This is a genomic window from Temperatibacter marinus (genome assembly GCF_031598375.1).
GTDB classification, from domain to species: Bacteria; Pseudomonadota; Alphaproteobacteria; order Sphingomonadales; family Kordiimonadaceae; genus Temperatibacter; species Temperatibacter marinus.
The window spans coordinates 3,170,367-3,184,799 of sequence record NZ_CP123872.1 but is presented as its reverse complement, the minus strand read 5'-3'; the positions used below and the strand labels follow the sequence as shown (position 1 = coordinate 3,184,799).

The following is a 14,433-nucleotide window of genomic DNA, read 5'->3' as shown; positions in this document are numbered from 1 at the left end:
TAACACCCTCCTAAATGCGAAGATAATCACTGAATAGTCATTATCTAAATTAATCGTAACTAGTGTTGTTTAAATATCCAAGGGAAAAATCCATCTACAAGGCGAATAGTCACTCAAAGATCTAAATTGAGATAGACTATAAATTAATTTTCATTTACAATTCGTTAATGAGTGTTGGGTATTATTGTTACCAGAAACTCATTTCATTCGAGAGGGATTTTGTGCTTACATTAGCTCAGGAAATCGGCAGAATTCAGAACCACCATCTCTATGGGACGGTCAGAGGGATTCAGGGCCTCCTTCTCGAAATTTCAGGCATTGAACATCATACATCTATTGGCAGTCGCCTCATCATTGATGGGCGCAGCGGTCAAAGAGTTGTTTGTGAGGTCGTTGGCTTTAGGGATAATACCTTATTGGCGATGCCCTATAATGCTCTTGATGGTATTGGTATCGGTTGCAAAGCCTATCTACAGCAATCTGAAACAGTCTTACGGCCGTCGAATGCATGGCTGGGGCGTGTGATCAATGCCTTTGGTGAGCCCATTGATGGCAAAGGTCCCATTGGGGAGGGGTTGCACGCAGTTTCCGTTAAAGCTTCACCGCCACTTGCTAGTACCAGACAACGTGTGGGATCGAAAATTGATTTAGGGGTGCGTGCCCTTAATAGTTTTGCCAGTTGCTGTGAAGGACAGCGAATGGGTATTTTTGCTGGATCTGGTGTTGGAAAATCTGTTCTTATGTCAATGATTTCGCGCTATTCAAGTGCCGAGGTGAATGTCATTGGTCTGATCGGTGAGCGGGGCCGTGAAGTTCAGGAATTTATTGAAGATGATCTGGGCCCTGAAGGATTGGCTCGCTCTGTCGTCATTGTTGCGACGTCAGATGAATCTGCTTTAATGCGACGCCAGGCAGCTTATGCGACGATGGCGGTTTCTGAATATTTCCGAGATCAAGGGGCACATGTGATGTGCCTCATGGATAGTATCACGCGCTTTGCGATGGCCCAACGTGAAATCGGCCTGGCAGGGGGTGAACCACCGACAAGTAAGGGGTATACTCCAACGGTATTTAGTGAGCTTCCAAGATTATTAGAACGCGCTGGTCCCGGCCCAAAAGGTGTCGGTAACATCACTGGTTTGTTCACAGTGCTTGTTGACGGCGATGACCACAATGAACCTGTGGCAGATGCTGTACGGGGTATTTTAGACGGCCATATTGTTATGGAGCGTGCAATTGCTGAGCGTGGTCGATACCCAGCCATTAATGTCTTGAAATCAGTCTCTCGTACAATGCCTGCCTGCAACTCAGGCCATGAGAATTTACTCATTCGTGAAGCAAAAAGATATCTTTCAATCTATAACGACATGGAAGAGATGATCAGGCTTGGTGCTTATCGTCCAGGCACCAACCCAGAAGTTGATGCTGCCATACAATATTTTGCCCCTTTTGAAGAATTTTTGGGTCAGTGGAAAGAAGACAGCTCCACTTTGCCAGAAACATATCAATTGATGGAGCAAATCTTGATGATGGGACCCGCTGCAGAGGCGCTTACTGCTGCCCAGGTTGCATAAGGGGTATAAATGGCTCAGCTCGACAGTATCATCCGTTTTCAAAAATGGGAATTGGATAATAAACGGCGCGATCTTGCGGCTGTAGAGCAAGAACGTGATTTGATTATTGATCAACTGAATGCTCTCATTGCTGAATTGGAACAAGAAAGCCATAACTACAATCAAGAAATTAATGATTTTTCAGTCCTTCAGATGGGTGCCTTTGCTGATGGCATTCGATATAAACGTGAAACCTTAGAAATAGAACTCAATCTGAAAAATGAAGAGGTTGAGACCCATAAAGAAATTGTGACAGAGGCGTTTCAGGTTTTAAAAACCTACGAAGTGGCACAAGAGAATAGAAGTAAAGCTGAACAAAAAGAATTAGCCCGTCAAGAAACAATGATTTTAGACGAACAGGGTCTACAATCCTTTGTTCGAAAACAAGATAGTTAGATCAAAATTCTTCCCAATTCATGACGCTTTTATCGGATGGTGACGTTGCGCTTGCGGTCTCTAATAAACCGCACTATGGTGTAAAAATATATCATTTTATATTTATATTTCGCACCAATTTTCATCGAGGGAGTGGAGCAGCGTGACAGAAAAAACCTGGAATGTCAGTCTCACAGAAATTCAAAAGTTACAAGCTTTGGATCGACAGGCTCACTTACACAGTTTTACGGATCCGCAAGCCATGGTTCAAGCTCCCCCTTTTCTTATGCAAAAGGCAGCGGGCAGTCAGGTGATGGGGCAAGGCATTCAACTCTTGGATGCGATGGCTGGTCTTGGAAATGTGAATATAGGATATGGCCGAGCTGAAATGGCTGAAGTTGCTTATGGCGTCATGCGTGACTTGAGTTATTACCATACCTTTGCCGGCATCACGAACCCATGGGCTGCTCGCTTGACAGAATTGCTGATGGAAATTGTACCCTCACAGTTTAACAAGGTTTTCTACGCGAATTCAGGCTCTGAAGCTGTTGAAACTGCAATTAAGATGGCCCGCTTATACTGGAAGAGAGAAGGACGGGAAGATAAGCATCTAATCATCTCCCGAGATTTTGCATACCACGGCAGTACCATCGCCTCTTCTGCGTTGAACGGGCTGCGGGTGATGCACGAAGATTTCGGTACTGAAACCAGTGAAGACGCACTTCATGTAGAGGCTCCCTTTTGGTATCGCTTTGGCGGCGAAATGGAATTTGAAGAATTTGGTCGTTATGCTGCGAAATGCCTTGAAGAAAAAATTATTGAAGTCGGCGCTGATAATATCGCAGCCTTTATCGGAGAGCCTGTTCAAGCAACATTAGGGTGTATTATTCCGCCAAAATCCTATTGGCCAGAGATAGAACGGATCTGCCGGGATCATGATATTTTATTGATCGCTGACGAGGTTGTTACAGGCCTTGGCCGAACAGGGGAATGGTTTGGGCAGGAAACATTTAATTTTTCTGCGGATATTATGACTCTCGCAAAGGGTCTTTCCTCAGGCTATCAAGCTATTTCTGCCACGCTCTTTAATGATCGGGTCGCCAGTGTCATAGAAGGCGAGCAGGGAGTATTACAGCATGGTTTTACCACATCGGCACATCCAGTGGCCTGTGCAGTTGCTGCTCAAAATATTAAGATCCTTCAAAAAGAAAAACTCATTGAACGTATTCGTGATGACATTGGCCCATATTTTAAAACGAAGCTTGAAGAACTATTAGATATTCCTATCATTGGCGAGGTTAGAACTTGCGGCTTAATGGCGGGCATCGAGCTTTGCCAAGATAAAGAGACGAGGGATCAGTACCCTCTTGAATATTATCTTTGTCAGCACATCGCCCAGGCAGCTCTTGAAACAGGAGTGATTGTGCGTCCTGCGGGCAATGTTATCGTGACCTGTCCTCCTTTCATTTTCACCCATGAAGATGTAGATGCGCTTGTGAGGCGTCTGAGACGGGCCATAGAATTCGTACATGATCGGTTAAAGGCAGAAGGCTTGGCTTAGTTGAGGTCTTCTACTCTAGTCACTCCTATAGGTAGACTTTATTCCGCAGCTTCCAAAGGCTTCGCTGGCGGAGCTTTTGCTTTGAATTTGATAATGATCACATTTCCAAGAACAATAAGAACCAAACCTAACAGGGCCTCGATCGTCCAACGGTAATCCCCAAAAATCGTAGATATTGAGAGAGCGACAAGTGGCAGTAAAACGCCAACATAAGAAATTTTCGTCATTCCAATTTTTGCCATGAGAGACAGATACATCACAAAGGCTATCACGGTTCCAAGAATGGCGAGAATGATAAGAGAACCCACATAGTCAGTTGTCCACTCAAATCTCATGGGTTCACCAGAGAGGATCGCAAAAATAAGGTTGATCAATGCCCCGTATAACATGCCCCATGCATTCATGCTAAGGATCGGTAAATCTGAGAGACGTTTAGAGGAAGCAACGGCATTGCCCAGAGAAGCTGAAGTTGCCCCAATGAGACAGAAGATGATTCCAACCGTAGTTCTATCTGCGAGCGATAAGGCTGACACTTCAGGTAAGAATATTAAGATAAGCCCTGCGAGACCAAAACTGGCACCGATGATGACTTCCCGAGTGATTGCAGTCCCATAAAAGATCCGACCATTAATGATGTTCATAAAGGTTAAGAAGGAAAAACAGACAGCTACCAAGCCAGACGTGATATATGCCGTCCCAAAATAGATCATAAGATAATTACTAGAGAAGAGAAATAAGCCAAGTAAAAACAGCTGGCTATGATATTTCCTCTCAATTTTTAGAGCATCCCTTTTAAGAGCGACCCACAAGAACATGACCAGGGCCGACAAGGCAAACCTATAAAAAATTGACCATTGAGGCGCCACAACACCAATTTGGAATTCAATGGCATACCAAGTGGACCCCCAAATCAGTACAGTTAAAATATAGGTCAGCGCATTAATCATTTTCATCATTCCTTAAAGTAGGAGCGACACTAGTGAGGTGTAGTAAAGAAGACAAGTTAGAAGTTATACGATTTTAGGTAAATAAATCTTTTGCATTTGGATCGAAGTGTTCTTTGATTTCAAAGCTTAGCTTTCCTTGCATCTGATTGTCACGCAAGGTCGAGGAAAGAATATCTTGAAGCGTCTCTTTTACATCGTTTGGCAAGTCTATATGGGTATAGACAATTAAATTTAGATGATCAGGAGAGAGATGACCTCGAATTTGCAATGGACCAAATTCTGAGAAGTCTACTTCTACAATAAATTCTTTTCTATTCTTACCATCTTCCTCATTCTGGTCTGAATTATCAGGAAGATCCTCTCTCTTTGGCTCTTCTTGGAAAAGAAAGGCAAAAAGCGATAAAGAAGGATCTCTGGGTTCACTTGGAAGAACGGCGGCTCGCCACTCAGTACCCTGTCCATCTCTGAGTGAAGCTTGGCTTTGGGCCATAATATCTTTAACAAATTGATCCATAAAAGTGGATGATTTTTGAGCGGTTTCTGGTGTCTGTGTCGACGAGAGCGTGAGCGCCTGAGCTGCGATAGCAGGATCCTTTGCTGCAAGGGATTGAGCGACGAGAGTTTGGACGAGAGCAGGGGCCAGATTACTGCCGTCTCGCGCCGTAAGGCCAGCAAATTGTTCTCCTAAGAGAGGCTCTTCCATAAAGAAACTCTCAGAAAGCATATTCAATGATGGCCATCCAGAAAAATCTTGTAAGGGCGTTACGGCATGAGCCTGACCGCTAGTTTTTTCGCCCCCTTGGGCTGACATCGATGCCATAGACGTTTGCACTGCGCCGGTCTCAGCTTGGGGGGAGGTCATCTTGGCATTTTCTGCTGCAACAGGGTTTTCCCTAATGAGTGTCAAGGTCTGGCCAATTTTGAAGGGCTGAGGCATGGCATCTGGAGCGATCTTTAACTGAGCCCCGTCACTTTGCCAATTTATATCTACTGAGAGAGATCCCATAGATGTTTGGAGCTGATAGGTGGCAACCTGCCCTGTGGGTGAGGGTTTGGTGGTGACCATTTTACTGCTCTCAATTGAGGGAGTTTGAATCTGAAGAGATTGAGAAGATACAAGGCCAGTCGTTGCGGCGTTTTTTGATAGGATTGAGACAAGAATGTCCTCAGCTACAGAGGAAGACATTTGGTTGATAGATGTTGCCCCATGTCTTGTTGCGGTTCCCACTGTTTGATTCTGACTGGTTTGTTCCGCTGAAGGAAGCTTCATGGTGTGGAGGGGCAGGATTACTAAGGACTTATCCCCCTGCGATGTGGTCAAGACACTCTTGTTTAACGTGATGTCATTTCCCTGCAATAGATCAGGGCTTTTTACAAGGCTATTGAAGTTTGAAACTGACGGTACTGTCATTTGCTTGAGAAAAGGCGTGAGCGCAATAGTCTGGCCCCTAAGGTCCATAGGTTCAGGCAACGTTACCAAAAATCTAGAGGTTTGTGTTTGCACCTCGTAAATTGGATGAATTTTATTTTGATGACCCATGCCAAATTGATTTAAGACGGACTGTGACAGTGGCACTTGAGAGATGACCTTCTCGCTGGCACCAATCCGTTGAAAAGAGGAGGTCTGATTGTTGGTCTGCCAGTCCATCGTCAAGACTAATTGAGAGGGGCGAGCATTATTGTTTAAGTCTAATACTTGAAGCGAGAGTGTCGATTGCGGTTTAGGTAATATAGCTAAATTAGCTAAAACCGCTGTGTTTTTTGTCTGACTTACATCAGCTTGAAGCGAAAGAAGGGCAGACATATCTTCACGCGAAGTTTGTAAAACCATTGGATCGGGTTTGGCCGCGGCATGAAGAGTTGTCGTGACAGAATTGGGTATAGTCGTTAAAAAATCAGCAATTGATTTCTGAGCCACTTCTGGCATTAATGTTATGTCTTTTACGGATAGTTGAGCGAGGGCAGTCTGACTTAGAGAGTGCGTTCCTTCTTTAGAATAAGCTGAAGTCGGGAGATTTTCAGATTCCACGTTATGCTTTGAGATTACGATCATTTGTAATCGGATTGGCGGTTCAAGTTTCCGCTCATTTTGCTTCAGTAGATCTGCCCTTAAGGTGGCATCTGCTTCTATAATTTTGAGGGTCAATGTATCCCCAATTTTTAGACCACTATCAGGCCTGAGGGCGAACATAGCTTTCTCAGTGTCTACTATAGGCCGCCCTTCAGAATCAATAGAGTGAACAGTCGGTGTCAAAACTTCGCCCTTTGAAATATGTGCTGTCGTAGCGTCAATAGAGACTGCAGGGTCACGGAAAGAGGAATCGCGAGGGAGGTCTTGCTGGGGCTGTTTTTCTTGTTGTTGCTGAGGTGGGGTATCAGGATGTTCATCGCGTCTATGAGCACGGTTCGGTTGTTCGGCCGGCGACGGCTGTTGTCGCTGGACCTGTGTCACTTTTGGAGGGCCGGATGGGGCTCCCAGGTCTGACATTTACTTGCTCCTTCGCAGTCGATGCGGATAAGCGCGATCAGAGTCTACCACTGATTATATCGTCAGCTAACTTTAAGACTGTTTCCGCTGCTTCAGATTGTGGATGGCGAGAAAACAGAGGCGTTTGAGTTCTGATAGCATCCTGCACTTTATTATCTGTTTTAATAATAGCAGCAAGCTTCGGTGAAATCTTTAAAAATCCTTCGCAGGCTTTTTTAATGGCCTCGAAGACACGTTCTCCGTCTTTTTTTGTCGCCACATTATTTACAATTACAGAGATATTTGCTTGAGGGTTTCTCATTTGAGTCACTTTAATGAAAGCATAGGCGTCTGTTAAACTCGTGGGATCGGCCGTCATCACAACAAGAATGCGTCCTCTATGGTGCGATAAAGTTGTCACGCTAGGATCTATGCCAGCGGCCATGTCTAAAATGACGTGATCATAGGCTCCGGTGAACTGAATTATTGAATTTCTTAGATCTCTCAGTTTTTCTCTTGCTAAAGAGCCAAGAGCACCAGATCCTGACTTTCCGGCCAATACATCAAAACCGCCTTTGCCGCCGGGTTCGGTGTAACGAGTGACAACCTCTTCCAGCTTGCGATCTCCTGAAATGACCGAACCAATATCCTCATCCGGCATGAGCCCGATTTGTATGTCAATATTTGCCATCCCTAAATCGCCATCAAACAGGGCAATTTTCTTCTCCCGCCTTGAGAGGGCTTGAGCGAGTGTGGTAGAGAGCCAAGTTTTACCAACGCCTCCTTTTCCAGAAGCAATTGTGATTAATTTGCTGTCATTTGATATGGGCGCTTTACTCTTCATTATGCCATCCGTTTTTTTTGTGCACTGAGCATACCGCTGCGGGGCAGGGATGTCAGTAATCGTCCAAGTGCAAAAGAGCTTGCAGGTTCTAGGCCATCTGCAATGAAAGGCGATCTAGAAATTGCTGCTATTGATAAACCACCCGGTCGACTTGCTGTTATTAAGCCTGAAAACCTTCGGGCTGCATCGGCCCGAGAGAGAATAAACCTCTGACATCCTATACGCTGATATATGCCTGCAATTTCAGCCGCATCCGTTGGCTCCATGCCAGCAGGTAAGACCAGAACTGGCTCAGCATCAGAAGCTTTAATAATTTTAAGCGAGGCCTCGAGGTCGTCAATATCAAATGGGTTAATTCCCATGGTATCAATAACTGTAAGGCTATCCTCATTTCGGTCAGATATTTGCTTTAGAAGATAGGACAGTTCTTGTTCATTTTCCGCTGTTTGAACACTTTGCTTCATGAGCTGCGAAAAATGATCCAGTTGTTGAATTCCTCCGGCTTTTTGAACATCTGTTGAGATGATATTTACCCCGCGCTCGTGCAGAAGTGCGTCAGCAGCAAGTTTTGCCGTACAGACAGTTTTCCCTGCACCAGCAGGTCCCACAAGCATAATAGGACGTGCAGTATAGTCAGTTAACGGGCTGATGCGGATCATTGTTTCTAGGGCAAAAGCAAAGGCTTCTGGCAGGCTGGCGGCATCAATGCTTTCAACAGCCTGATACAATCGTTCTGCAGTATCATATGGTAAGTTATGGTGACTAATGACCGCTTTGATATCAGCTTTATCATAATCAGGCGTAGACGCGAAACTTGCGGGGCCTTCTTCTTCAATATCATCGTCTAAAAAAACAGGTGTCGGTTCAGGCATTGGCGCTTTTTCAGCCACAGGGGGTGTCGCATCAGCCTCGAGGGCTGCTGTAATGCGAACCCCGCCAACGTTCTTGCCTTCTTCAATGGAAATAATGATTGCATCAGGCCCCAAGCTTTGACGCACTTGCTCCATGACGTCTTGCATTGTTTTGGCATGAAAGGTCTTGAGGCGCATTTAACTCGATTTCCTGTTATTCTCTAGCTGGTTTAATCTATTTTAGTCGTACAGCCAAGAGTGATTAAAATATTTAACTATCTTATATAGTACCCAAAGTTCTGATGGTTGCCTTCGGGTGAATTTCATTTTGGCTCATGACAACAGTCTGAGGTCTAAAGCGCTCAATAATTGATCTTACATAGGGGCGGACGAGTGGGCTCGTCAACAGCACAGGGTTTTCACCGCGCTCTGCTTGCTGATCAAAAGACATTCGCACGGCGCCTATAAATTCTTGAAGCTTCATAGGAGCCATCGCTAATTGTCTATCATCCCCATTTCCGACTAAACTTTCTGAAAAAGCTTGTTCCCATTCTGGGGAAAGGGTCAAGAGGACGACTGATCCATCCATGCTGCCATAAGCGGCGCATAATTGGCGAGCCATACGGGTTCTTACATGTTCGGTTATATTAACGATATTTTGCGTAAAGCCAGTCGCTTCACTAATACCTTCAAGTATCGTGGGTAAGTCGCGGATAGAGACGCGCTCCGAAAGAAGAGCCTGTAAGATGCGCTGAATACCTGATGTAGTGATATTGTTAGGGACAATGTCTTCAAGAAGTTTTTGGTGTTCCCCTGGCAAATCATCAAGAAGTTTCTGAGTCTCAGCATAAGAAAGCAAGTCGGACATGTTATCTTTGATAACTTCTGTCAAATGGGTTGTAATAACTGTCGCAGCATCCACAACTGTATAGCCTCTAAAGCTTGCTTCCTCCTTAGAGCCTTCATCAACCCACGTGGCGGGTAAGCCAAAGGCAGGTTCTGTTGTCGGTTCACCTGGAATGTCAACAGGGGCTCCTGCAGGATCCATAACCATAAGCATATTAGGTCTCAGGTCGCCGCGACCTACTTCCGATTCTTTCACGCGAATAACATAATTATTCGTCGGTAATTGCATATTATCTAGAATGCGCACGCTAGGCATGACGAAGCCATTTTCACTGGCCAGCTGACGGCGTAAGGATTTTATTTGATCAGTCAATCTAAAGCCACTGTCATCATTGATCAGTGTGAGAAGACCATAACCAAGTTCCAACCGCAGACTATCGATAGCTAAGGCTTTGCTGATAGGTTCTTCTACTGGCGCAGATTCTTTCTGCTGTTCGAGTAATTTAACTTGTTGAGCTTCTGCTTCATTAACCTTTTGTTTTTGAGAGAGAGAGAAGGTCAGATAGGCCAGCGTTCCTCCCATTGCAAAGAAAGGAAGGAAGGGCAATCCAGGCATTAAACCGATCGTAAACATCAGGCCAGAGCTAACCCCCAAAGCCTTAGGATAGCTTGTTAGCTGTCCGAAGAGAGCCTCATCAGTTTTCCCCGAAACGCCTGCTTTTGTGACAAGAAGACCTGCGGATGTAGAAATGATGAGCGCTGGAATTTGAGAGACAAGACCATCACCAATTGTCAGCATTGTATAAACATCAAGAGCATTACCAAAGTCCATGTCGTTGACAACGACGCCGATAATGATGCCTCCGATGACATTGATGAAAGTGATAAGGATGCCAGCAACGGCATCGCCGCGAACAAATTTAGAGGCACCGTCCATTGCACCAAAAAAAGTACTTTCCGATTCAAGCTCTGTCCGACGCTCCTTAGCTTGCTGTTCATCAATAAGGCCCGCAGATAAATCTGCATCAATAGCCATCTGCTTCCCGGGCAAGCTATCAAGGGAGAACCGTGCCGCAACCTCAGCAATTCGACCGGAACCTTTTGTAATAACGATGAAGTTCACGATAACAAGGATAGAGAATACAATGACACCAATCACCACTTCGCCGCCCATAAGGAAACCGCCAAAGGCTTCAATTACAGATCCTGCAGCATCAGATCCCGTGTGCCCCTCTGATAGGATAAGCCTAGTAGACGCCAAGTTTAATGACAGTCTTAACATTGTAGCAACAAGCAATACAGTTGGAAAACTACTAAATTCTAAAGGTTTTTCAATGAAAAGACAGGTCATGAGGATCATGACTGAGAACGTCATACTCAAGGCGAGAGCAAGATCTAAAATCATAGGAGGCATAGGGATGATCAAAATCATCAAGACCATGACCATGCCAACGGCAAAGGCGATGTCAGTGACTTTCATGCCCTTAAGGTTGATACCTAAAGGACTATTTTCACCTGCATTTGATGCCTGTTCACTCATTACTCAGAGATCCTACTTTCAAGGGAAATAAAATTATCGAACACCTTCACCAGGCTGAGGAACATTGATTCCATCAGTCTGATATTGGTTCAATTTATTTCTGAGGGTTCTAATGGAGATACCAAGAATATTAGCCGCATGTGTTCTATTCCCGATGCAATGCTTAAGTGTATCGATAATAAGATCGCGCTCAACTTCTGCAACAGTACGGCCAACAAGGTTTGCTGTTTGCGCGTCTTCTTCTTGAGAAGGTGAAGCTGTTGAAGCTTCGTTTGCAGCCCACGCACCTGTCGCAGCTGTCTCACTTGCAAGGTTAGCAGGATTTCCACCTGTCATTTCAGGAGCAGATGCCGCTGTGGCCCCTCCCATTGTCAGTGTTAGATTTCCACTTGCATCAGGTAGCATTATTGCTTCTGGACCAATCTCATCGCCTGAGGCTAATAGGACCGCTCTGTGCATGGCATTTTCTAATTCTCTGACATTACCAGGCCAGCTATGATGTGTAAGCGCTTCAAATGCAGATTTTGTTATCGCTTTCTTTCCCATTTGATTGACTTCAGCATATTTATCTGAGAAATGCTGAGCAAGAGCTTCAATGTCTTTTGGTCTCTCTCTCAGTGGGGGGACGCGAAGATTCACCACATTGAGCCGGAAAAATAGATCTTCTCGGAATGTACCTTCTTTTACAGCTTCTTGAAGGTTTCTGTTAGACGTGGCAATAATACGAATATCCACATCAACAGGTTTGGATCCTCCCACGCGATCAATTTGTCGTTCTTGAATGGCTCTGAGCAACTTAGCTTGGAGACGGACATCCATCTCACTAATCTCGTCCAAAAGAAGAGTGCCTTTATCGGCTTCTTCAAATTTACCAATACGTTTGGCGACAGCGCCTGTAAAAGCGCCTTTTTCGTGGCCAAAGAGCTCTGATTCAAGCAAATTTTCTGGAATGGCTGCGCAATTAACAGCGACAAAAGGCAAATTAGCACGACGAGATTTTCCGTGAAGATAGCGCGCCATCACTTCTTTACCCGTTCCACTCTCTCCTGTGATCATAATACTGGCTTCACTCGGCGCGACTTGATCCGCTAATGCAGCAACATTTTTCATCACATCATCGCGGTATATGAAATTTTGGTCATCTTCTGCAACAGCCTGTAAGACAGCAGCAATCATATCGGCTTCTGGCGGTAGTGGGATATATTCCTTTGCACCGCTTCGGATGGCCGCAGCGGCTGTTTTTGGATCTGTTCCAATGCCACAGGCCACCACTGGGAGGGCAAAATGCTCTGCTTTTAAGCGCGGAATGAGGTTAGGGATGTCTACAGAGATTTCAACCATCAATAAGTCAGCGCCTTTGCTTCTTAAGATAGAAAGGGCTGTTTCAATATCATTTGCATGGGTGACTTGAGCCCCGCGATTCATGGCAATGCGGCTCGCAGCTCCCAATTGTCCATCTAATGTTCCAACGATCAAAAGTCGCATGATCTTTTCCTTACATAGCGCCGTTAGTCGGCTTTCTATTCTTATGGTTTAGTTGCCGCTTTTTCTGTTATTGAAAAAACGTTACCCGCTTAGCTGGGGGCAAAACTGTATTTAAGAGCATCTCAAGTCGACGGGGATTTTCTCTTCGTCGAATGGAGGCTGCGCCCATCGTATATAAATTATTAACCAACGTTTCTTCACTAGAGCAATGCTCTGTCTTTGCGGCTAGGGGGATAAAAACAAGATGAGCCATCAGAGCACCATAAAAGGTGGTTAAGAGGGCAACAGCCATCGCAGGACCGATTGCAGACGGGTCGTCAAGGGCTCCGAGCATTTTTATCAGGCCGATCAATGTACCTATAAGCCCCATAGCTGGAGCAACATCGCCGGCTCTTCGTAAAAAGGCAACCGCGCGCATATGTCGGTCAGAATTTGTACTAGATTCACGCCTTAGCACTTGCTCAATTTCATCGGCTGTATGGCCATCAACGATCAATTGTATGGCTTTGTGCAGAACTGGGCTTGATTTAACAGCAGGCAATAATTTTTCCAATTTAAGGTCGTCGTTTAGCCTGCGAGCTTCTTGCGCGATTTTGAGCATTTTTATGGCTTCTTCAGATAGATCAATATGGCCCCGTTGTAGCACTCTGAAGATATTGCTTGGCATTCCTATGATCTCTGAAAAGCGAAAACTAATACCTGTGACGGCAAAAGTACCAAAGAAGACAATCAAGATGCCTTGTAAATTAATGAACTTAAGGGGGTCGCCGCCAATCATTATAGCTGCAATAACTAACCCAAAAGCAGATAGCATACCTAAAAATGTACTCATAGAAGTGACCTCCCCAGTGGCTTCAAACCTTAGCCGCCATCAATTTTAATGATTTCTGTCATGGTAACACCCAAATGGTCCTCAACTAGAACCACTTCCCCTCGGGCAACCAATCTATTGTTAACGTAGATATCAATGGCTTCGCCAACTTTGCGGTCAAGCTCAATGACAGCACCAGGGGCTAGTTTTAGAAGGTTATTCACCTCTAATACGGATTTCCCAAGAACAGCCTGCACTTTAACCGGAACATCAAACACGGGCTCAAGCTCAGCACCTGTCCGCATGATGCCATCATCATGTTCAGCTAGATCAGGCACATTTTTTTCACTATTCAGCTCTTCTAAGCCTACGTCTTCTTCATCTGCCATTCTTTAACTCCCTGATTCCTCTTCCCCAGTGGGATTTTCTAGACCCAACAAGGGTTTGTTATACTCTTATGAGGCTTGTTCTTGTTCACCAACAAGTCCTGTCACAAAATTTGCTACTTTATCATTAATTGTTTGCTGAATTGCCTCAAAGTCTCGTTTAATTCCGCCATCGGCCCATTCAACAGCAATATCTTGAGGGTTAAAGGCAGGATCAGCGGCAAGAACTATTTCGCCCTCAAAGTCAGCACGTGATTGCAACTCTTTGATACGGTCATTAATGGCATCTGCCACATCGTTATTAACACGAATTATAAGTCTTGGTTGATCACGAAGATCATCAAAAATGCCCATGAGCAGTTTTTCAATCTCAGTAATTGGGGCTTTTTTTATTAGATTTTCTGCTAACTGTAAGCCTACCATATGTGCAATTTGAGCGCTCTCGGCAGACACTTGATTTTGAATAGTGTGAAATTCATTAAATAGACCAACAGTTGTCTGATGTAGTTGTTCCATGACTGCTTGAGTGGCTGATTCAATTTCTGAAAGCGCTTGGGCATGCCCTTCTTGAAAACCAGCTTGATGCGCAGATTGTTTGTCAGCATCGGCCTGTTCGCGAAGGTTACTCATCTCTTCTTCGTGACGATTGCTCGCTCCAGCATCAAAACTTTTGTCGAATGTAAATTTAACAGGTTCCATAAGTGTCC

12 protein-coding genes are annotated in these 14,433 nt (G+C 44.9%); 3 read left to right on the top strand and 9 right to left on the bottom strand.

Annotation, left to right across the window (positions count from 1 at the left end):
* The first annotated feature begins 221 nt into the window (after positions 1 to 221).
* From fliI to QGN29_RS14450, 3 genes are all read left to right on the top strand, one after another.
* On the top strand, positions 222 to 1,574 hold the full coding sequence (gene fliI, locus QGN29_RS14460) for a flagellar protein export ATPase FliI (RefSeq protein ID WP_310798588.1): 1,353 nt from the start codon (positions 222 to 224) through the stop codon (positions 1,572 to 1,574).
* A 9-nt stretch (positions 1,575 to 1,583) separates the two neighbouring features.
* Positions 1,584 to 2,009 carry a flagellar FliJ family protein gene (locus tag QGN29_RS14455; protein WP_310798587.1) on the top strand — a complete coding sequence of 142 codons (426 nt, stop codon included), beginning with the start codon at positions 1,584 to 1,586 and terminating at the stop codon, positions 2,007 to 2,009.
* A 142-nt stretch (positions 2,010 to 2,151) separates the two neighbouring features.
* Positions 2,152 to 3,549 (top strand): aminotransferase, encoded by a 1,398-nt coding sequence (locus tag QGN29_RS14450; RefSeq protein ID WP_310798586.1) that lies wholly within the window; start codon positions 2,152 to 2,154, stop codon positions 3,547 to 3,549.
* Positions 3,550 to 3,587: 38 nt separating this feature from the next.
* On the opposite strand, the gene QGN29_RS14445 is transcribed toward QGN29_RS14450, so the two are convergent.
* The 9 genes from QGN29_RS14445 to QGN29_RS14405 form a co-directional block, all read right to left on the bottom strand.
* Positions 3,588 to 4,496 carry a DMT family transporter gene (locus QGN29_RS14445; RefSeq protein WP_310798585.1) on the bottom strand — a complete coding sequence of 303 codons (909 nt, stop codon included), beginning with the start codon at positions 4,494 to 4,496 and terminating at the stop codon, positions 3,588 to 3,590.
* Between the two features lie 73 nt (positions 4,497 to 4,569).
* Positions 4,570 to 6,984, bottom strand: coding sequence for a hypothetical protein (locus QGN29_RS14440; protein ID WP_310798584.1), 2,415 nt, complete (start codon positions 6,982 to 6,984; stop codon positions 4,570 to 4,572).
* Between the two features lie 37 nt (positions 6,985 to 7,021).
* On the bottom strand, positions 7,022 to 7,807 hold the full coding sequence (locus tag QGN29_RS14435) for a nucleotide-binding protein (protein ID WP_310798583.1): 786 nt from the start codon (positions 7,805 to 7,807) through the stop codon (positions 7,022 to 7,024).
* Positions 7,807 to 8,856: a flagellar biosynthesis protein FlhF gene (locus QGN29_RS14430; RefSeq protein WP_310798582.1), complete on the bottom strand. Its 1,050-nt coding sequence runs from the start codon at positions 8,854 to 8,856 to the stop codon at positions 7,807 to 7,809. The genes QGN29_RS14435 and QGN29_RS14430 overlap by 1 nt, the downstream gene beginning before the upstream one ends.
* 82 nt (positions 8,857 to 8,938) lie before the next feature.
* Entirely contained in the window at positions 8,939 to 11,044 is a 2,106-nt protein-coding gene (flhA, locus tag QGN29_RS14425) for a flagellar biosynthesis protein FlhA (RefSeq protein WP_310798581.1), read from the bottom strand.
* Positions 11,045 to 11,077: 33 nt separating this feature from the next.
* Positions 11,078 to 12,529 (bottom strand): sigma-54-dependent transcriptional regulator, encoded by a 1,452-nt coding sequence (locus QGN29_RS14420; RefSeq protein WP_310798580.1) that lies wholly within the window; start codon positions 12,527 to 12,529, stop codon positions 11,078 to 11,080.
* Between the two features lie 67 nt (positions 12,530 to 12,596).
* The gene (locus tag QGN29_RS14415) at positions 12,597 to 13,361 is read right to left on the bottom strand and encodes a motility protein A (RefSeq protein ID WP_310798579.1); all 765 of its coding nucleotides are present in this window, start codon (positions 13,359 to 13,361) and stop codon (positions 12,597 to 12,599) included.
* A 29-nt stretch (positions 13,362 to 13,390) separates the two neighbouring features.
* Positions 13,391 to 13,729, bottom strand: coding sequence for a flagellar motor switch protein FliN (fliN, locus tag QGN29_RS14410; RefSeq protein WP_310798578.1), 339 nt, complete (start codon positions 13,727 to 13,729; stop codon positions 13,391 to 13,393).
* 66 nt (positions 13,730 to 13,795) lie between these two features.
* On the bottom strand, positions 13,796 to 14,425 hold the full coding sequence (locus QGN29_RS14405; protein ID WP_310798577.1) for a FliH/SctL family protein: 630 nt from the start codon (positions 14,423 to 14,425) through the stop codon (positions 13,796 to 13,798).
* Positions 14,426 to 14,433: the final 8 nt, after the last annotated feature.

Bases quoted from the DNA above. Each gene is read 5' to 3' on its own strand.
- QGN29_RS14455 (WP_310798587.1), top strand. From the start codon at position 1,584: ATGGCTCAGCTCGACAGTATCATCCGTTTTCAAAAATGGGAATTGGAT.
- QGN29_RS14445 (WP_310798585.1), bottom strand. From the start codon at position 4,496: ATGATTAATGCGCTGACCTATATTTTAACTGTACTGATTTGGGGGTCC.
- QGN29_RS14440 (WP_310798584.1), bottom strand. From the start codon at position 6,984: ATGTCAGACCTGGGAGCCCCATCCGGCCCTCCAAAAGTGACACAGGTC.
- QGN29_RS14435 (WP_310798583.1), bottom strand. From the start codon at position 7,807: ATGAAGAGTAAAGCGCCCATATCAAATGACAGCAAATTAATCACAATT.
- QGN29_RS14430 (WP_310798582.1), bottom strand. From the start codon at position 8,856: ATGCGCCTCAAGACCTTTCATGCCAAAACAATGCAAGACGTCATGGAG.
- flhA (WP_310798581.1), bottom strand. From the start codon at position 11,044: ATGAGTGAACAGGCATCAAATGCAGGTGAAAATAGTCCTTTAGGTATC.
- QGN29_RS14420 (WP_310798580.1), bottom strand. From the start codon at position 12,529: ATGCGACTTTTGATCGTTGGAACATTAGATGGACAATTGGGAGCTGCG.
- QGN29_RS14415 (WP_310798579.1), bottom strand. From the start codon at position 13,361: ATGAGTACATTTTTAGGTATGCTATCTGCTTTTGGGTTAGTTATTGCA.
- fliN (WP_310798578.1), bottom strand. From the start codon at position 13,729: ATGGCAGATGAAGAAGACGTAGGCTTAGAAGAGCTGAATAGTGAAAAA.
- QGN29_RS14405 (WP_310798577.1), bottom strand. From the start codon at position 14,425: ATGGAACCTGTTAAATTTACATTCGACAAAAGTTTTGATGCTGGAGCG.